This window comes from Streptosporangium sp. NBC_01639, from assembly GCF_045209755.1.
In the GTDB taxonomy this organism is placed as follows: Bacteria; Actinomycetota; Actinomycetes; order Streptosporangiales; family Streptosporangiaceae; genus Streptosporangium.
Genome location: NZ_CP109272.1, coordinates 6828578 through 6847350, shown reverse-complemented (window position 1 = coordinate 6847350; position 18773 = coordinate 6828578). Strand labels below are relative to the sequence as shown.

The 18773-nt window shown below is 67.3% G+C and carries 17 protein-coding genes; 7 read left to right on the top strand and 10 right to left on the bottom strand.

The window, feature by feature from the left end; translation table 11 throughout:
- Positions 1-49 precede the first annotated feature (49 nt).
- A complete protein-coding gene (locus tag OHA77_RS31190; protein WP_406311517.1) occupies positions 50-1354 on the top strand; it encodes an ISAs1 family transposase in 1305 nt (434 codons plus the stop codon).
- Between the two features lie 166 nt (positions 1355-1520).
- On the opposite strand, the gene OHA77_RS31185 is transcribed toward OHA77_RS31190, so the two are convergent.
- The 3 genes from OHA77_RS31185 to OHA77_RS31175 form a co-directional block, all read right to left on the bottom strand.
- Complete coding sequence (locus tag OHA77_RS31185; protein WP_406312948.1) at positions 1521-1697, bottom strand: hypothetical protein; 177 nt, start codon at positions 1695-1697, stop codon at positions 1521-1523.
- A gap of 346 nt (positions 1698-2043) precedes the next feature.
- Positions 2044-2868 carry an IS3 family transposase gene (locus tag OHA77_RS31180; RefSeq protein ID WP_406312888.1) on the bottom strand — a complete coding sequence of 275 codons (825 nt, stop codon included), beginning with the start codon at positions 2866-2868 and terminating at the stop codon, positions 2044-2046.
- A gap of 47 nt (positions 2869-2915) precedes the next feature.
- Positions 2916-3203, bottom strand: a complete 288-nt coding sequence (locus OHA77_RS31175; RefSeq protein WP_406312792.1) for a transposase — start codon at positions 3201-3203, stop codon at positions 2916-2918.
- A 213-nt stretch (positions 3204-3416) separates the two neighbouring features.
- On the opposite strand from OHA77_RS31175, the gene OHA77_RS31170 reads away from it, so the two are divergent.
- Entirely contained in the window at positions 3417-4535 is a 1119-nt protein-coding gene (locus tag OHA77_RS31170) for an IS630 family transposase (protein ID WP_406311807.1), read from the top strand.
- Here the strand turns inward: OHA77_RS31170 and OHA77_RS31165 are convergent, their stop codons facing one another.
- Positions 4536-4769, bottom strand: coding sequence for a hypothetical protein (locus tag OHA77_RS31165; RefSeq protein WP_406311808.1), 234 nt, complete (start codon positions 4767-4769; stop codon positions 4536-4538).
- Between the two features lie 414 nt (positions 4770-5183).
- Positions 5184-6002, bottom strand: a complete 819-nt coding sequence (locus tag OHA77_RS31160) for a nucleotidyltransferase domain-containing protein (RefSeq protein ID WP_406312947.1) — start codon at positions 6000-6002, stop codon at positions 5184-5186.
- A gap of 144 nt (positions 6003-6146) precedes the next feature.
- Between OHA77_RS31160 and OHA77_RS31155 the strand changes: the two genes are divergently transcribed.
- The 4 genes from OHA77_RS31155 to OHA77_RS31140 all read left to right on the top strand — a co-directional run bounded on the left by OHA77_RS31155 (position 6147) and on the right by OHA77_RS31140 (position 9687).
- The gene (locus OHA77_RS31155) at positions 6147-6902 is read left to right on the top strand and encodes an SDR family oxidoreductase (RefSeq protein WP_406312946.1); all 756 of its coding nucleotides are present in this window, start codon (positions 6147-6149) and stop codon (positions 6900-6902) included.
- Positions 6903-6928: 26 nt separating this feature from the next.
- Complete coding sequence (locus OHA77_RS31150) at positions 6929-7474, top strand: hypothetical protein (protein ID WP_406312944.1); 546 nt, start codon at positions 6929-6931, stop codon at positions 7472-7474.
- Positions 7475-7544: 70 nt separating this feature from the next.
- A complete protein-coding gene (locus OHA77_RS31145) occupies positions 7545-8831 on the top strand; it encodes a low temperature requirement protein A (protein WP_406312943.1) in 1287 nt (428 codons plus the stop codon).
- Between the two features lie 118 nt (positions 8832-8949).
- Entirely contained in the window at positions 8950-9687 is a 738-nt protein-coding gene (locus OHA77_RS31140; protein ID WP_406312942.1) for an SDR family NAD(P)-dependent oxidoreductase, read from the top strand.
- Positions 9688-9972: 285 nt separating this feature from the next.
- On the opposite strand, the gene OHA77_RS31135 is transcribed toward OHA77_RS31140, so the two are convergent.
- The 5 genes from OHA77_RS31135 to OHA77_RS31115 form a co-directional block, all read right to left on the bottom strand.
- Entirely contained in the window at positions 9973-10632 is a 660-nt protein-coding gene (locus OHA77_RS31135; RefSeq protein WP_406319901.1) for a sigma-70 family RNA polymerase sigma factor, read from the bottom strand.
- A 503-nt stretch (positions 10633-11135) separates the two neighbouring features.
- Positions 11136-12365: a cytochrome P450 gene (locus tag OHA77_RS31130; protein ID WP_406312941.1), complete on the bottom strand. Its 1230-nt coding sequence runs from the start codon at positions 12363-12365 to the stop codon at positions 11136-11138.
- 241 nt (positions 12366-12606) lie between these two features.
- Positions 12607-13374: an SDR family NAD(P)-dependent oxidoreductase gene (locus tag OHA77_RS31125; RefSeq protein ID WP_406312940.1), complete on the bottom strand. Its 768-nt coding sequence runs from the start codon at positions 13372-13374 to the stop codon at positions 12607-12609.
- A gap of 645 nt (positions 13375-14019) precedes the next feature.
- Complete coding sequence (locus tag OHA77_RS31120) at positions 14020-16785, bottom strand: AAA family ATPase (protein ID WP_406312939.1); 2766 nt, start codon at positions 16783-16785, stop codon at positions 14020-14022.
- A gap of 583 nt (positions 16786-17368) precedes the next feature.
- The gene (locus tag OHA77_RS31115; protein ID WP_406312938.1) at positions 17369-17590 is read right to left on the bottom strand and encodes a hypothetical protein; all 222 of its coding nucleotides are present in this window, start codon (positions 17588-17590) and stop codon (positions 17369-17371) included.
- A gap of 183 nt (positions 17591-17773) precedes the next feature.
- Here OHA77_RS31115 and OHA77_RS31110 point away from each other — a divergent pair, with 183 nt between their 5' ends.
- A complete protein-coding gene (locus tag OHA77_RS31110; RefSeq protein WP_406312937.1) occupies positions 17774-18463 on the top strand; it encodes a GNAT family N-acetyltransferase in 690 nt (229 codons plus the stop codon).
- Positions 18464-18773 lie beyond the last annotated feature (310 nt).

The window sequence follows — 18773 nt, the reverse complement described above, 5'->3', positions numbered from 1 at the left end:
CTCCCGAAGATCAGAGGTGTCTAAAGCCGCCTGATCGAATGAGGAAACCGTGCCTGTCGCGCCATCATCGCTGATCAACGCTGTCGGCTGCGAGCAAGTTGGGCAAACGGATACCGATTCTTCCGCCCGGCTGAAGCTCACCGACCGGTTCGCCCTGATTTCCGACCCACGCTCAGCGCGAGGGCGACGCCACTCGCTGGCCTCGATCCTGGCGATCGTGGCATGTGCCACCGTGGCGGTGGGCGGCGACTGCCTGACCGCGATCGAACAGTGGGCCGACAACGCCCCCCAGCAGGTCCTGGCCGACCTGCACATCTGGCGCGATCCATTCACCGGCCTGCACCAGCCGCCCAGCGAACGCACCATCCGCCGCGTCCTGGCCGGCTTGGACGGTGACGAACTCGACGCCTGCCTGGCAACCTTCCTCGGCCAGCCGCCCACCGTCGAACCGCACGAGCGCGCCCCAGCACCGGTGAGCCGGCGCACCGAGCGCGAAGCCCGCCGCGCCGCTCGCCGATCTCCCGCGCAGACGCCGGGCCTATTGCCGGCCTACGCCGTCGACGGCAAGCGCCTCAAAGGTGCCCACCACCCCGGCGGCGGCCGCGTTCACTTGATCAGCCTGGCCGCCCACCTCGACGCCACCGTCCACGCACAACGCCAGATCCCCGCCAAAAGCAGCGAGATCAGCGCCCTGGACGCGCTGCTGCGTCAGGCCACCGACACCGAACTGACCGGCGCTGTCATCACCGCCGACGCCCTGCACACCCAGCGCGCCTCCGCACGACTGCTGATCGACGACCATCACGCGCACTACGTCATGATCGTCAAAGCCAATCAGCCCACTCTGCGCGCCGCCGCCATCACCGCACTGACCGGCCCCGACGCCAACTTCATTACCGTCACCCACCGCGAGTTCGACCGCGGACACGGCCGCACCGAGCACCGCATCCTTCGCACAGCCCCGGCCGGCGACATCGATTTCCCCCATGCCGCTCAGGTCTTTCGCATCCTGCGCCATCGAGGTGGCCTGGACGGCATACGTCACAGCAAGGAAGTCTGCTACGGCATCACCGATCTGACTCCGCGGCAGGCCGGACCGGCCCAGCTCGCCGCCTACGTCCGCGGCCACTGGAAGGCCATCGAAAACGGCGTCCATCACGTCCGCGACGTCACCTTCGCCGAGGACGCCTGCCAAGCGCGGACCGCCACCTTGCCCCGCGCCTTGGCTGCTTTCCGCAACCTCGCCACCGGCACCCTACGCCGAGCGGGCCATGTCAATATCGCCCATGCCCGCCGCGATTACGGCTACGACCACCAGCGCGTCCTTGACCTGTTCAACCTCGGACCGAAGTGATCACACCGACCAAATCACAAACTTGCCGGGGCCCTGACCCGGAACCGGCTCGGGTTTGCCCTGGCCGAGGAGATGAGCATGCGGGAACGGCGCGCCAGCGCGGACCCAGCGGCCCCCGCTGCTCCGCAGCCGTCGCGCGCCAGTCCGGCTGTGACGTGTCGTCAGGTCAGCTGGATTCGCACAGCCTCTTGAGTTCCGCGACGTCTGTATTGATATCCGCGATCACCTGGTTGGGATCGCCGCCGGTCATGCCGATCAAGCGGAAGTTCAGTTCCTGGAATTCGACGCCCAGCCGACTGATCGTCGCCCCCACCACTCCTTGCGCGTCGAGGACTGCGCCCATCAGGTCGAGGTATGTCTGGTGAGCCGCGGCTGCCTGGCTGCTGCGGGTAGTTCCGGCGTTCCGGCGGTATGCGGTCAGCGCCGCCGCCGCCTCGTCACAGCCTCCGGGCCGGACCGCTGACAGCAGTGGGGAGGAAACCGGGACCGCTCGCGTGGGGCTTGGCACCGGTCGCTGGGGCGTGCTGGACTCAGGCGACGGACTCGGAGTCGGCGGTTCGGGTCGGATGGTGACCTGATCTGGTGACGATGACTGCGAGGCCGAGGTGGTGACTGCCGGGTCGGTGTGGGGCTGCGGAGACGGAGCCGGCTGAGGTTCCCCCCGTACTACAGCCACCGATGGTGTGGGATCACGAGGTTGCGTCTGAGGGCTTGTAGAGCTCCTCGAACGCGATTGGGCTGTTCATGTCGATGCTGGAATGACGCCTATACGGGTTATACCAGCACTCGATCCATTCAAACATCGCGCTGGCCAACTCGGCTCTTGTTGACCATTTGTTAACGTCGAGCAGTTCGAGCTGCATCGTTCCCCAGAACGATTCCATCATGGCATTGTCGTAGCAATCGCCGACGGTTCCCATCGAGCCGAGGAGTTCAGCATCACGGAGCCGTTTCCCGTACGAGAACGATGTGTACTGTGTTCCGTGGTCAGAATGCAGGATCGTCTTCCTGCTGGGCGGGTTACGGCGGGCGACGGCCATGACCATCGCGTCGACGACCAGAGCGCTGGTCTGGCGTATGTCGATAGAATGGCCGATGATGCGACGAGAATAGGCGTCCATGACAGCGGCGCAATACAGTTTCCCTTCGTCGGTGGGGTGCTCGGTGATGTCGCTGACCCACAGCCGGTCCGGCGCTTGCACCGTGAAGGCCCGGCGGACCAGATCCTCCTCGGTGGCGGCGTTGACGAGGTTGCGGCGGCCCTTGCGCCGGTAGATGCCCTGGATGCCGGCCTCACGCATGAGCCGCTCGACGCGCTTGCGGTTGACCTCCAGGTCCAGGCCGAGCGTCAGCTCCGCGTGGATCCGCGGCGAGCCGTAGCTGTAACGTGACGTCTCATGGATGTCACGGATCAGCTTCAGTAGTTCGGTGTTTCTTTGGTCGCGTGGTGACTGCGGCCGGCCAACCCAGTCTTTGTAGCCCGATCTGGAAATGTTCAACACCCGGCAGGCCACCGCGACAGGAAAGTCGTCATCGGCGAGTTCACGGACCAGCGCGTACCCTATTTTGGGAGCACGTTCTCCCGGGCGAAATACGCAGCCGCCCGCTTGAGGATCTCATTTTCCAGCTCAAGCTGCCGGGTTCGGCGCCGTAGATCGGAGAGTTCCTTCTTCTCCGCGCTGGTCAGCTGCGCACCGCCGTTGTCATCGGTGTCGGCCTGGCGCATCCAACTCCGCAGACAGGAATCGCTGATACCCAGGTTTTCAGCAAGGACAGAGACCGGTTTATCACCCTTACGGGCAAGTTCGACGGCACGCTGACGGAACTCGATCGGGTGAGGTGCAGGCACGAAGCACTTCCTTCCCAGCCGACACAGGGTCAACTCAGGTGAGGTGGCCGTGCTACGGGGGGAAGCTCAGCGGGGCCGGCGGCAACAGGTAGGCGATCAGCGCGACCACAGCGGCAACCGCCCCCGCTAGTGCTGTGACCGGATTGGTTCGCCGGGTTGGTGGTCGGGGCGGTTGGATGTGCGGTGACGTCCGATCCGACCCGTGGAGGTGCGGTGGCCGAGCCTGTCCGTGTGCGCAGACTGACCGACCAGGAAGGGCAGAAGCTGCAGCAGATCGTGCGCCGGGGTAGCACCAGTTCGGTTCGCTACCGGCGGGCGATGATGCTGCTGGCCTCGGCCGGCGGGAACCGCGTCCCGGTCATCGCCCAGCTGGTGCAGGCGGACGAGGACACCGTCCGCGACGTGATCCACCGGTTCAACAAGATCGGCCTGGCCTGTCTGGACCCTCGCTGGGCGGGAGGCCGTCCCCGCCAGCTCACTCCTGACGACGAGGACTTCGTCGTCGCGACGGCCACCACCCGCCCGACCAAGCTCGGCCAGCCCTTCACCCGCTGGTCCATCCGCAAGCTCGTCATTTACCTGCACCGGGTCCATGGCCGCGTCATCCGGATCGGCCGCGAGGCGTTACGGTGCCTGCTGGCCCGCCGCGGCGTCACCTTCCAGCGCACGAAGACCTGGAAGGAGTCGCCCGACCCAGACCGTGACACCAAGCTCGACCGGATCGAGCACGTCCTGGACCGCTTCCCCGACCGCGTTTTCGCGTTCGACGAGTTCGGTCCGCTGGGAATCCGGCCGACCGGCGGCTCGGGGTGGGCAGCTGCCGGGCACCCTGAACGGCACCCCGCGACCTACCACCGCACCCACGGGGTCCGGTACTTCCACGGCTGCTACTCGGTCGGTGACGACACGCTCTGGGGCATCAACCGGCGAAAGAAGGGCGCCGGCAACACGCTGGCCGCCCTCAGGTCGATCCGGGCGGTCCGCCCAGACGGCGCCCCCATCTACGTGATCTTGGACAACCTGTCCGCGCACAAGGGCGAGAAGATCCGCGCCTGGGCCAAAAAGCACCAGGTCGAACTGTGCTTCACACCGACCTACGCGTCCTGGGCAAATCCGATCGAGGCGCACTTCGGGCCGCTGCGGCAGTTCACCATCGCCAACTCCAACCACCCCAACCACACGGTCCAGACCCGGGCTCTGCACGCCTACCTGCGCTGGCGCAACGCCAACGCCCGCCATCGAGATGTCCTGGCGGCCGAACGCCGCGAACGCGCCCGTGTCCGCAGCGAGAAGGGCGTCCGCTGGGGCGGACGAGCGCAGATGGCAGCCTGATCACTCGCTGACATCCAAGGTCGCGTGGTCCGCGACTCCCAGTTCAGACAGCACAGCCCAGAGCCGCTCCAGGACCGCGGTCGCGTCCGAGCCCTCCGCGATCTCAAGGTCAAGATGGCAACGACCCATGCCGCTGCCCGCGCCCGTGATCTCGCCGTCGAGCTCGAACGCCGCTTCCAATGCCTCCTCGACCTCATCACGGTCGATCGGCAGCCCCACGAAGACGATCTCCACAAACACCACGGTCCTCCGTCTCAACCCGGCGAACCATAGCGGTCACGGCACTAGAGCGCTCGCTGCCGTCCAGTTCAGGCGTGAGCCTGCTCCTCCGCCCGCCGCCGGCGGCTGCGCTGATCTGTTCTCCGTCATGCCCTCATCGTGGCCGAGCCGCCGAGCTCGGTCCAGAATGCCTCCTGCTGATCTTCTTGAACAGAACTCACCTATAAAGGCGGGGGCGGTGAAGGGCTTCGGCGGCGGAAGGGATCGGTGGGAAGAACGGCGACGCCCTGTAAAACCGTCGCCATTGGGCGTGCGTGCCCGTTGCATGTGGCAATCCCCTCGTACCGTGGAGGTCCGACCTCCCCCTCGGGTCAGATCTCCGCAGTACGAGGGGAGGGTCAGTTCGGGAAGGTGGCGCGCGGGCTGCGGTCAGCGGTCGACGGCTGCCTGTACCTCCCCTAGCAGGGCGGCCGCATCGGCGACGGTCTGCTCGATCTGCTGCGTTGACCCGCCAACGTGGCCAAGCAGCCTCAGCGCCCGTACGGCGAAGTCCTGCGGAGCCATGGGCAGGCGGTCGGCCGAGGCCACCATGCCCTTCTCGTTGATCAGCCACTGGCCTGCGTGACCGTGCAAGGCCTGGCAGGCGACGCCGATGGCGCGAAACAGGCAGCCGGCCGCGTAAGCGGGGTCGGTGCCGACCGCTCCGTACCGCGCCAGCGCTACAGAGAAGTCCGCCTCCCACAGCCCGTCCACCAGCGCAGCGCTCAGCGCCGCAGGGTACGTGCGGGTACTTTCCCGCAGGTCGGTAAGCTCCCCGCTGGGATCGGCCAGCACCCGGCACAGCGCCACCTCGCCGGCATAGGCGTGGGAGTAGAAACCCAACGGATGCCCGGCCTGGGCTCCGACTTCGTAGCGGCCTTCCTGGCAGTCGGTCCAGACCCGGTGGACCCGGTCCAGATCGCGGTAGATCCAGTCGACCCGCCAGCCGTCGATGGTCAGCCAGCCGCCGCCGTTGACCCATGGCCCCCAGCCACCCGGCGCGGTCATCTCGGCCCGTTCGCCAGCCTCCTGCACGGCCAGCGCCCGCAGCGCCGTCACGTCCAGATCACCTCGGTAGTACAGCCCCAGATCGATGTCCGAATCTGGGCGGTGCGTGCCACGGGCCCGACTACCGCCGAGCACCACCGCGACCACTCCGGGGATATCTACCAGCCGCTGCGCGAGCGCCCCCAGCGCCACATCGTCCACAAGTGGATATTGGATCACACCCGATGTCTCCGCTTACGTGGTCTGAAAGGAATTTCGCCGCAGCTGTCACAAGCCCAGGGGCTGTCCGGTCTTAGCTGGCGGCCGGGTGGCAACGAGATGGCCCGGCGGACGAAAGGGATTGCGATGAAGATCGTGGTAATCGGCGGGACGGGCCTGATCGGGTCGAAGCTGGTGACGAAGCTGGGCGAGCATGGTCACGAGGCGGTGGCGGCGGCGCCGAACACCGGCGTCAACACGCTGACCGGCGAGGGGTTGGCCGAGGTACTGGCGGGTGCGCAGGTGGTGGTCGACGTGTCGAACTCGCCGTCGTTCGAGAGGGCTGCGGTGCTGAAGTTCTTCGAGACCTCCACGGGCAACCTGCTGGCGGCGGAGGCGGCTGCGGGCGTAGGCCATCACGTCGCGGTGTCGATCGTGGGCACGGAGCGGATGCCGGACAACGGCTACTTCGCGGCGAAGATCGCTCAGGAGCAGCTGATCGAGAAGTCAGGGATTCCGTTCTCACTCGTGCACTCGACCCAGTTCTTCGAGTTTGCCCGTGGCATCGCCGACGAGGCCACAGTGGACGGCAAGGTGCACATGGCGCCCGTACTGTTCCAGCCGATCGCGGGTGACGACGTGGCCCAGGCGGTCGGCCGGACTGCGGTCGGGTCGCCGCTGAACGGCAGGGTCGAGATCGCCGGGCCCGAGCAGCTCCGGATGGATGAGTTCTTCCGCCAGGCGCTGACCGTCTGGGGCGACCCGCGCGAAGTGGTCACCGACCCGCACGCGCGCTACTTCGGCAGCGAGTTGAGCGAGCGGTCGCTGGTTCCGGGTGACGGCGCCACCCTCGGCACGATCCGCTACCGCGACTGGCCCGGCCGGAACGTGACCGGAAAGTAGCCCTGGGCGCTCGTAGCTCACCAGAGGTGGCTTCTATTCCCGCTCCGGACGGCGACCACTTTCCCACCCAGCGAGAACTCATCGCGCTGCTCGCCGACGCCGGGTGCAAGCAGATCGAGCAGCCCAGCCAGACGCCGCTGTCGTGGTCGCGACGTGCCCAGCAGGTAGCGGCCCCAGCAGGTAGCGGCGGTCGTCGTGACCGCCACCGAGCCCACCCGGCCTACGAACTGGTGGCTCACCAGGATGCGCGCTTCACCCGCCTGTTCGCCGCCGGCCAGATCAGCGTGCAACCGATCCACGTGGCCGGCCGGACATCCACCCAAACCACGTATGGAGGAATGATGAGCACTCCGAGCGGCGAGAACGACTCTCTGCACGAGCTCGAAGTCGAGATCAAGGCGGAAGTGACCCTGGCCGAGTCCAGTCATCCGGAGGAGTTCGCCAGCCTGTCGGTCACCGAGTGGCTGTTCGATCCGACGGATGTCGAACGCGAGGAGATCGGCCTGCGGGGTCTGCTCGACGCGGTCGAAGTGCTGGAGGACGGCTCAAGGCCGGACGATCATGCCGCGTGAGACGCGGATCGACACGCTCGACAGTCTGCGTGAGCACCTGAAGTGAGCGGTCGAGCTGGAACACGCGACGTTGCCGCCGTGCCTGATGGACCGTACGTTGCGAAGCTACAGGAGCGAGACCTTGCCACCACCCGGCACCACCATCCGGATCCGAGTACGGATGAGCGCGCGCCCCATCGATGAGCCGCACCGCGTTTCGAGCCAGCTCGAGCTGTTGTTCGATCTCACCTTCGTGATCGCGGTCGCGGCCGTCACCGCTCAGTTCGCGCACGGCATCGCCGACGGTCATGGCCTGGCCGGGCTGGTGCCGTTCCTTCAGGTGTTCTTCGCGATCTGGTGGGCGTGGATGAACTTCACGTGGTTCGCCTCGTCCTATGACACCGACGATGTCGCCTACCGGCTGCTGACCATGGTGCAGATGGCCGGCGTACTGGTGCTGGCCGCCGGCGTGCCCGCCGCGGCGGGCCATTCCGACTACGGGATCATCACGCTGGGCTACCTCATCATGAGGATCGGTCTCGTCGCGCAATGGCTGCGGGCCGGTTTGGAAGACCCGGCGAGCCGCCGTACCGCGCTTCGCTACGCCGCCGGCATCGCCATCCTGCAGATGGGCTGGCTGTTTCGGCTCGTCCTCGTGGAGACGGGCGCCTTGCCCTCGTCCTTCGGTCTGCCGTTCTTCGTCTGCCTGGCCGTCCTGGAACTCGCGGTGCCACGGTGGGCGGAGCGGACCAGACCCACCAACTGGCACCCACACCACATCGCCGAGCGTTACGGCCTGTTCACGATCATCCTGCTCGGCGAGAGCGTCCTGGCTGCCAGCCGGGGAGTCGAAGGAGCGCTCGAAACGGGCGAGATCAGCGGCCCCTTCGTCGTCATCGCCGGCTCGGGTCTCGTCCTGCTGTTCGCTCTTTGGTGGCTGTACTTCCTCGGACCAGCGGGGGACGGTCTCAGTGACCGCCGTCATCGGTCCTACCTGTGGGGATACGGCCACTATGGCATCTTCGCAGCCCTGGCTGCCCTCGGCGCCGGGCTCGAAGTGGCGGTGGAGCAGAGCGGGCACGGCGGTGCGGCGTCACCGCTGGCACTCGGCTACGCGGTCGCGGTTCCGGTCGGCGTGTATCTTGCCCTGCTGTGGGTGGTACATGTGCTTGTCAGTGCAGAGCCCGTCATATTTCCCGCCGCGGTTCTGGGATGCGTCATCGTCGTCATGCTGTTGCCACTGGCGACGCCTTGGATCGGTGTGGCCGCCGTGGTCGCGGCGATCGCAGCCGGTTGTGTGCTGCTGGTCGCCGTCACGATCTGGACGGCAGCCGCCCGGCGTGGCTCGGGACGGGTTGACCTACCCGGCTATCCGTGACGCGCCTCCCCACCGGGAAACGAGCGGCGCGCACGACGCCGCCGCCGGCGCCGCCCGGCACGGCGTTCTGGGAGCCTGGCGGCGACGTCACCTGTGAGTCCCTGCGGAAAGGAAGCACATGAGCAACACGTTGAATGGAAAAGTCATCCTTGTCACCGGAGCGTCGTCGGGCATCGGCGAGGCCACTGCGCTGGCGTTCTCAGCGGAGGGGGCCCGTGTCGCGGTCGGGGCCCGACGCGCCGACCGGCTGGAGGCTCTGGTGGGCAAGGCGCCCGGCGAGATGCTGGCCCTCGAACTGGACGTGACCGACCAAGGGTCGGTGCGGGCGGCGGTCGCCAAGACCGTCGAGTACTTCGGCGCACTGGACATCCTGGTGAACAACGCCGGGGTGATGCTCGCCGGTCCGATCGCAGGTGCGGACACCGCGGAATGGACGCGCATGATCGACACCAACCTGCTCGGGTCGATGTACATGGTCCACGCGGCGCTGCCGCACCTGCTGGAGCGCAAGGGCGCCGTCGTACAGGTCTCCTCGACCTCGGGCCGGGTCGCGTCGGCCGGAAACGGCGCCTACGCCGCGACCAAGTTCGGCATCACCGCCTTCTCCGAGGCGCTGCGGCAGGAGGTCACCACCCAGGGCATGCGTGTCGTGGTCGTCGAGCCCGGCTTCGTCGCCACCGAACTGACCGACCACATCACGGACCCCACGATGCAGGCCGCCGCGCAGAACATAGCCGCCTCCATGCGGACCCTGCAGCCCGAAGACATCGCCAATGCCGTCGTGTATGCCGTCACCCAGCCGGAGCACGTCGCGGTCAACGAGATCCTCATCCGCCCCACCGACCAGACTCGGTAGGCGAGCGACACCGGTCCGGCACGGCGAGCTTCGCCGCGCCGGACCCACCACGGCCCGGCACGGCCTCGACGAGTACGCAGCCTCTCCAACCGCAGGTCGATCACCACACGGACTGCTCACTCCGATCTCGTCTGCTGCCGGCCCGCCCGTATCGACATACGCGTGGCTGCGCCGTTGACGCCGTTCACGGTGATGCTGAGGGTTCTCGCCGACCAGCCGATGATGCGGCGAATGCTGCTGGGGATCCCGAGCGGGGCCGAAGCCCGACGCTGACGGCCGGACGACCTAGCGGGTGACGTCGGCGGCGAGCAGTTCTTCCAATTCGGCGAGGTCGCCGGTCTGTGCGGCGGCGAGGAACGTCCGTACGAGGCGCCGGTGTGCGGTGGTGCTCACCTGGTGGCGTCGCTCGGTGGCGAGGTGGTCGCGGGCGCGTCGCACGAGTTGCCGTGCGTGGTCTTCACCCAGGTGGAGGATCTCGGAGATCCGGCGGTAGGGGTAGTCGAAGGCCATGCGCAGGAGATAGACCGCTCGTTCGGCGGGGGTCAGTCTCTCCGACAGCAGCCGGATCGCGGTGTCGACCGCCTCGCGTCGTGCGGCTGCCGTCTCGGGGCTGACAGAGGGGTCGGTCGTCTCGGGAAGCCAGGGGCCGGCGGAGGTCTCGCGGCGCCTGCGGGCGGACTGGGTGACATTGATGGCGAGCCTCGTCGCGGTCAGCGCGAGGAATGCGGGCGGACTGACGACGATCGAGCGGTCGGCACGGGCCCAGCGCAGCCATGTCTCCTGCACCACGTCCTCAGCCTCGTCCGCGTCGTGCAGGACGCGCAGACCAATCGCGAAGAGCCGGGGTGCGGCACTGACGAACACCGAAGTGGCTCCGTCCCATCTTCTGATCGAATGGTCATCGGTCTGCTCCGCGTGGTCTCTGTGTGACTCCAGCAGGTTCATGGTCACGATCGGCTCCGTTCACCCCCAGCATCCGGCGATGCCACTGCGATCACATTCGTTCGTTGAGCCCTTCCATCGCGCCCAGGGAAGAGCCTGGTCGATACCCTGGGCCGGACCACCAGGGTTCCGGGTAGGAACCCGGGACCGGACCATCAGGGTTCCGGGTAGGTACCCGGGCCGTAGGCACCAACCGCTCCACTCATCGAGGTCCACGGCGGTGCCACCGGAAACCTCAGCCGGCAGCCGGCACGTCGCGTTCAGGGACCGACGGTCATCGTCCCCGTGATCACGAAAGTCCGCCGAGGGGCGGGCGCGAGGCGGCGCCGCACACTGTCCGCCGGTGTGGACCTGCTCGGCAAGCAGGGTCTGCCAAGGCGCTGACGGCACTTGCCCAGGTCTTCGCGAAGCTCGACATTGTGTCCCGCGAACAGATCAGCACGACGCTGCTCGACGGCACGGCGACCACGGCCTGAGGCTCTGTGGCCTGCCGGCGGTCGGCTGTGCTACTCGACGGCGCGCAGGTAAACGGGGAGTTCCTGGTGACCGTTGCTGATGAGAGTGGATACCGGCCGCAACGCGTCGGCCGGTGCCGCGAGTGACATGGCAGGGAAACGCTCGAAGAGCTGACGCAGGGCTTCCGCGACTTCGAGGCGGGCCAGGGGAGCGCCGAGGCAGAAGTGCACGCCGTAGCCGAACGCCAGGTGGTCCTTCACCTTTCGGGTGACGTCGAAGGCGTCGGCGTCCGGCCCGTGCCAGTCCGGATGACGGTTGGCGGCCCCGTACGCGGCGAGGATGGGGTCTCCCGCCGCGATGACCTGCCCGTCGGGCAGCTTGATGTCGGTCACGGCGAAGCGCAACGGCAAGTACTTGATGGCGGGCTCGGCGCGCAGGGTTTCCTCCACCACGTCCTCCCAGGTGGCCCGGCCGGTACGGACGAGGTGGAGCTGGTCGGGGGACGCCAGCATCGCAAAGACGGCCTGGTCGATGACGTTGACGGTCGTTTCGTACCCGGCGTTGATCATCAGAATCATCGTGTCGCGCAGTTCGACATCGGTGAAGCCGGTGCCGTCCGACTCCTCGTCGCGTGCCGCGATGAGGAGGGAGGTCATGTCGTCGCCGGGGTTGCTGCGCTTGATGGCGATCAACTGGTCGGTGGTCTCGAAAAGGCGTGCGGTGTTGGCCGTGGCCTGCTCAGGCGTGAGCGTGCTGTCGAAGACGTTGTCGACGAGCTGTCGGAAATCGTCCCGCTGGTCTTCCGGTACGCCCATCAGGTGGCCGATCACGGCGATGGGCAGCGGGTAGGCCAGTCGCTCGCGCAGGTCCACCACCTGGCCGGGGGGCACCGCGGCCAGGTCGTCGATCAACTCGGTGACCAGGGATCGGATGGTCGGCTTCAGCTCGGCGATGCGGCGGGCGCTGAAGGCGGGAGCGACCATCCGCCGTAACCTGCGGTGGTGGGCGCCGTATGCGGTGAGCATGCTCTGCACTTCGATCCACAGGGCGAGCGGCCACGTACCGATCGTCTGCTGAAAGGCCGGGTAGTGAGTGCGGCCGTTCTTAGAGACATCGGGGCTGGTGAGCAGAGTCTTGAGAAGGGCAGGGTCGGTAACCGCCCAGGCGCGCAGGCCGAGGATGTCCACGGGGGTGGCCGGGCCACGAGCCCGCAGGGCTTGGTATTCGGCATGCCGGTCGGCACCGGTGGGATCGATGACGAACGGGAAAGACTGGGACATGTTTCTTCTCCTTGAGGTTGCGGCAATGAAGCGGAGATGAAGGGTCCTCACGGGCGTGCAGGATCGCTCTGGCTCACCACGTCGGTCCTGCTGCTCGTTTCGGTAGGAGATATGCGATGCCGTCCGGTGTTCACGATCGCAGCTGAGCACCGTTCTCCGGTCGGTCCTCAGCGGTGCCGGCGATGAGATACGGGACGTCGCCGGCACCGGCCTTCGTGGACTCACACTCGATCAGGCGCGGCTACCATGTTTGGTCGCCGGCCCGAACCAGCATCTCGTTGACGGCGATCCGCCGCTCTCGCGTGACGATGTAGCTGATTGCGTCCGCGATGTCCTCCGGCCGCAGCGCTTCGATTCCGCCGATCTGTCGGCGGGCCGCGTCCCGGGTGGTGTCGCTGAGGTGGTTCACCAGTTCGGTGTCCACGGTGCCGGGCTCCACCACGCTGACCCGGACGCGTTCGCTGAGCAGTTCCTGGCGAAGCGATTCGGTGAACGCGTTCAGGCCGAACTTGGTCAGGCCGTAGACGCTGCTCCCCGGCCGGGCGACTCGCCCGGCCGTCGAGCTGACGTTCACCAGATCCGCCACCTGCCGCGGGGATGTCGACGCCGCGTAGATCAGGTGCGGGATGGCGGCGTGCGTGACGTGCAACAGCGCCGCCACGTTGAGCGAGATCATCCGATCCCACTCCTCGATGGTGGTGTGCAGCGCTGAGTCGAGCAGCATGATCCCGGCGTTGTTGACCAGGATGTCCAGGCGCCCGAACCGATCCAGCGTGTCCTGCACCATGTCGTCGGCGCGCTCCGGTTCGGTGATGTCGGCCTCCAACACGACCGCCTCTCCGCCCAGCTTCGCGATGTCGCCCGCGACCTGGTCCAGGCGGTCGCGGCGACGGGCGACCAGGACTACCGCCGCACCCTCGCGGGCGAGGCGGCGCGCGGTCGCCGCGCCGATTCCGCTGCTGGCGCCGGTGACGAGCGCGACGGCTCCGTCCAACGGCTGGTCGTGCATGACTGCCTCATTCCCTCGGGTCGAGGACGACGCGGAAGCGGGCGTCCCCGCGGATCATTTGCTGACAGGCCTTGGGCGCCACACTGACCGAAGCACGGCACCGGCGGCGGCATCGACGCGCCCGACGTGGCGACGACCGCCGCCGACGAGCCGGGCTTCGGTCACCTGCGCCACCCGGAGGTCCTCACCGGCGCTGATGTCGGCATCGAGCCGCCGGCCCAGGCCGTGTAGAAGTTCTCAGCCCGGCCACGACGACTTCAAGCTTCGTATCCATGACAGCTCTTCCTGCGCTCGGACGAAATGCCGACACGATGAGACTCGCGCAGCCGGCCGCCACGTCGCACCAGGGACTCTCACTGGTCAACCGGGGCCAGGGAAGGCCACGGGTCCGAATGGCCGTCCGTCGGCCCGATCCTGAACGGGCTGACAGCTCAGGAGGAACGACATGAAGTACCTGGTCACCATGGCCCGCGGCTGCCGGACAGAACATCGACGCACGGTGTGGACGGCATCCAGACACGTGAAGCCGCGCATATACGTGACCTGACCGCACCGGTTCTGCACCGAACGGCCTGCGCCGGTCGGCCACGTGCCGGTCGGCTGGGGGCGGCCCGATCTACGGCTTATTCCCTGGCCTTCACTGCGTCATGGATACCCGCCACGGGACAGGGCGTCACCGAGCTGCTTCCGGGAGCTGATCCTGAGCTTGACGAAGATCTTGCGGAGGTGCCATTCGACCGTACGCGGGCTCAGGAAGAGACGAGCTCCGATCTCCGGGTTGGAGAGGCCGTCCCGTACGAGCAGGGCGATCTGTTTCTCCTGCGCCGTCAACTCGTCGCTCGTCGAGGCCTCGTTCCTGCGCTTGCGGACGGTCTCGCCCGTGGCGAGAAGCTCGCGGCGGGCACGCTCGGCGAACGCCTCCATCCCGATCGACACGAACATCTCGTACGCGGTACGCAGGTGAGCCCGCGCCTCGGCCCGCTGACGGTTCCGGCGCAACCACTCGCCGTACAGCAGGTGAGCGCGCGCCAGTTCGGGGCGCAGGATCGTCCGGCCCAACCGCTCGATCGCCTCGCGGTAGAGGTCGTCCGCGGCATCGTCGTCGCTCAGCAGTGCGCGGCAGCGAGCCAGGATTCCCTGTGCCCAGTCCGTGTCGCACGGTTCTGCCGCGTCCGCCAAACCTTCGAGCGCCCCCCGGGCGGCCGTGTCGTCTCCGACGCGTGCCGCCGCCTCGACGAGCTCGGGCAGCGCCCATTGGGAGACAATCAGGTTGGCGCTCCGGGTGGTGTCCTGGGCCGCCGGCAGCGCGAGCCCATAGCGGGCGAGGCCGTTGTAGAGGACCGCGGCCGCCCAGTGGGCGGACGCGACGCCGTTCAACTGACCGCTGGCACCGGCCTCCTCGATCGTGGCGGCGATCAGCGCCGAGGCCTCGGCCTCCTTACCCTGCATTGCCGCCAGCAGGAGCTGGGTGTGCTGCGTCATGGGCACGCCTGTCGCGTCGGCGACGGCTTGGGACTGGGCGACGAGCGCGGCTGCGGTGGCGAATTCGCCGCTCAGCGAGATCGGTACCCCCAACGCGTGGAGATAGATGGGAAGCTCGGACAGAGCGCCGGCCGTGCGCACCTCCTCAAGCGCCCTGGCGGGCGTCTCGGGCATGATCCGGTCCTCCCAGAGGAGCGCGCTCACGCCACAGGCCGCCCAGCCCCATTTCAGGAGGTCCCGCACGGGATAGTCCGCGAGCGCGGTCTTCGCCCTTCGCAACGTGGGAAGCGCGGCGCTCCTGCCGTCGGTGATGAGCAGCGCGTAGCCATCGAGCACGAGATCAAGGGCACGCGGACTGCCTTCGGGAGAGGGGAGTTTCCTCATCGCCCGGGAGATGGCCATGAGGCTGTCCCGGTTTCCGGCACCGAATGACGCGGAACCCCAGGCGATGAAATACGTCTCCCGCGCCAGGTCCATGTCGAAGGGCTCCAGCCGCTGCGCGGCTGTCAGCAACATCAGCGGCGCCTCGTTGTTGAAGCCGGCCGCGAACGTGATGTGACCGCGTGCCAGGTGGGCTCGCACCCGTTGGAACTCGCTCTGGGCATCCCGGTCGGCGATGTCGACGAATCGGCGCGCGGCTTCGATGTCGCCCGCCCGAAGGCTGGCGTCCGCGGCCGTCAAGGCACGTTCGGCACGCCGCGAAGTGTCGATGGTCAGCGCCACGGATCGCTGCAGGAACGCCGCTGCGGCGGCCAGCCCGCCGCGGGCCTGTGCCCGGTCGGCAGACCGTTCCAGTTCGGCGGCGACGGTCTCATCGGGCACGGCCGTCGCCGACGCGAGGTGCCAGGCACGACGGTCCGGGTCGATCTGCGCGTCGGTGACCTCCGCCAACGCGAGATGGACCGCCCGGCGGTCCCTCTCCTTCGCCGAGCCGTACACGGCCGACCGCACGAGCGGGTGACGGAAGATCACCCGTACGTCGAATTCCAGCAGCCCGTCCGTCCCGCTCGCCAGGACCGTCGCCGGTGTGACGCCGAGCCGTTCGGCGGCACTCCACACCAACGAGGGGTCGCCGACCGGCTCGGCGGCGGCGATCAGCAGGAGCAACCGGGTCTGCTCGGGCAAGCCTTCGATCCGGGCCAGGAAGCTCTGCTCGATCCGGCTCGGCAGCGTGTCGGCGTCCAGGAGGCCGAATCCGCCCGCCATCTGGGTCACGGCCAGCTCACGCGGTAGCTCCAGCAAGGCAAGGGGGTTGCCCCTGGTCTCGGCCACGAACCGATTGCGGATGTCTTGATCGATCTGGACGTGCGTCACCGAGCTCAGCAGAGCGTGTGCGTCTGCGGCCTTCAGCCCGGTGACCTCCAGCTCCGGTAGTCCGAGCAAGTCCTGGGCCCGCCGGCGAGAGCCGAAGACGAGGGCGACTGACTCCGCCAGCAGCCGCCGTGCGACGAAGCCGAGGACTTGCGCCGAGGCCCGGTCCATCCACTGCGCGTCATCGACCACACAGAGCAGGGAAGCTCCCTCTGAGGCGGCCGACAGCAGACTCAGTACTGCCAGCCCGACCAGGAAACGTTCTGGCGGCGTTCCCCCTCGCATCCCGAACACCGTCTCGAGCGCATCGCGCTGCGGCGCGGGAAGGGTCACCAGCCGATCCAGCAGCGGCGCACATAACTGATGCAATGTGGCGAAAGCCAACTCCATCTCGGACTCGACACCGACCGCACGTAGCACCCGCATGCCGGTCGCCGAGTTCGCCGCGTACTCCAGCAGCGCTGACTTTCCGACTCCCGGCGCGCCGTGCAGCACGAGCACGCGGCTCTCCCCCATGCGGACGGCCGCGATCATCTGATCGAGGAGGGCGCACTCCGACTCCCGCCCGAGCAGCCCGACGTTCCTACCGTGCCCGGCGCCCCGCTTGCGTTGGTCCACGCTCCCCCGCTTTTGTCTTGATTGCACAAATTTAAATACACCCAAGACGCTCGCCAGGCCAAGCTTCCGGACACGTTGACAAGATCGATGTGACGATGGCTGCGGCCTTCAATCCACGGGTGGTTCAACGATGCCGGGCCGATCTCGTGAAGGGCAGGCCGCGCGGGTGGTTCACACGCATGGGCTGACATTCGCCGGATCCGTGTTCACCAAGCGATATGCATCGTAGAACCGCACCGAACACCACTGGAGTGGATGTCCGCCCACGGGTCGAGCTGCCCGAGAATCGGTAATCTGCCGCCCCGGCACTGTTCACCAGTGGCAACAGTTTCTCTACCTCCATGCCCAGCAGCCAACCGCGCTGCTGAGCGATCTCCCACTCCTCAGCGTCGGCACGGCGGTGCTCACGGCGCTGGGCCCGAGTAGCCCGACGTAGGCCCTTCGGATGAGCCTGTGGAGGACGCAACACCAACAGCAGGCCCATGCCGATGAAGGTACTCGCAAGATCCGGCACATGCTCGGAATGATCTTTATCAGGTCGCAGGTGCCTGAAGGCCATGCGCAGGTCAGCAGGCAGACTGCCCTAGGAGAATTTCCAGAGTGCCGCGGTGGCGTCGTCGTGGGCCTTGCTCCGAGGCCACCGGGAGCCGTCCGGATCACCGTGCTCGGCCTCGCGGACGTGGCGGATCAGTTCGGCCGGGCCGGAGCCGTCGAGCAGGTCGAGGGCTTGGCGCCAGGCAGCCAGGTGGAATCGGTCGACGAGCCGGGAGGCTCCGTCGTTGAGCAGCGCGGCGCGCCGCCGCACGGCCCTCCGCTCACCCGCCGTCCGAGCGTGCGGCGTGGGCGCCGGTCCCGAACCTCTTTGAACGCCTGCTTGAGCGATGACCCTCTTCCCTCTCCGTTCCCCGAGGGAAGAGGGACCCCTTATTGCGTAAGACTTGCAATAAAGTATTCAGGGCATCTGTGAAGCTCGTGAAAGAAGTGACCCATGCTTGATGCCCCGGTCAACACCAACGAGGACGATGGAGCCCTGCCGGAAGTGGCCGAGGCCTGGGTACAAGGATGGACGCTCTCCCGCGCGACCGCGCCACCGGTGGCGGTGCCTGGCGGTTACCGAGTCGATGTGGGACTGCCGGGCCATCTCATCCGCTACGTACTGCCTCGATTCGATCCAGCGGTCCTCCGCTGCCTGATGGGGGAACCGGCCGCGCCGGGAACCTGGCTCAAGGTCTGCGCCAGACCGGAGACCGTGGCCGCCGTGCTGCCGACCGGATGGACGGTAAAGGACCCTGAATACATGATGACGGCGTCCCTGCGCTTCACCGAGTTCCCCACACCGTCCGGTTACAGACTGCAGGTCACGACACAAGGCGCCATTACCGATGCAGAGGTCCTTGACACCGACGAACAAGTGGCCGCCAGAGGCCGGATCGCGCGAACCGGGTCGTTCGCAGTCATCGATCAGGTGGAGACCAGCCCATCACATCGCCGTCGTGGGTTGGGTCGCCTCGTCATGGGCGCCCTTGGCCACCGTGCCGCGACCCAGGGAGCGCGAACTGGCGTCCTTGTCGCGACTCGGGACGGACGCGGGCTCTACCAATCCCTGGACTGGACACTGCATGCGCCTGTCACCGCAGCCGTCTTCCGCCCCGAAGAGGTCGCACCTCCAGCGCGCTGATCCGGACGGCCCCCGACAGATGACCGCACAGGACGAAAGGAATCCCGTTGCACTTCCAGTTACAGTCGAGGCCGTTTCAGACCGTTCAGGATGAACCGCATATACCCGCTGACAGCATTGAACTGTTTGGAATCGCTCAAGATCGATCTTCTAATCCGACGGTCGCAGGTTCGAATCCTGTCCCGCTCGGAAACACGATTTCGTGCTCTGAACTGGGGTTTTGCTGCATGATCAGGGCGGCGGCTGCGACCATCACGGGTGTTGTCGCTGGTCTACCGGTTGGCGAGGTGCTTGTTCAGCTTGCTGGCGG

Coding starts and splice junctions, on each gene's coding strand:
- OHA77_RS31155 (WP_406312946.1), top strand. CDS start 6,147: ATGAAGATCGTGGTAATCGGCGGGACGGGCCTGATCGGGTCGAAGCTG.
- OHA77_RS31135 (WP_406319901.1), bottom strand. CDS start 10,632: ATGAACCTGCTGGAGTCACACAGAGACCACGCGGAGCAGACCGATGAC.
- OHA77_RS31130 (WP_406312941.1), bottom strand. CDS start 12,365: ATGTCCCAGTCTTTCCCGTTCGTCATCGATCCCACCGGTGCCGACCGG.
- OHA77_RS31110 (WP_406312937.1), top strand. CDS start 17,774: ATGCTTGATGCCCCGGTCAACACCAACGAGGACGATGGAGCCCTGCCG.
- OHA77_RS31125 (WP_406312940.1), bottom strand. CDS start 13,374: ATGCACGACCAGCCGTTGGACGGAGCCGTCGCGCTCGTCACCGGCGCC.
- OHA77_RS31140 (WP_406312942.1), top strand. CDS start 8,950: ATGAGCAACACGTTGAATGGAAAAGTCATCCTTGTCACCGGAGCGTCG.
- OHA77_RS31185 (WP_406312948.1), bottom strand. CDS start 1,697: ATGGGCGCAGTCCTCGACGCGCAAGGAGTGGTGGGGGCGACGATCAGT.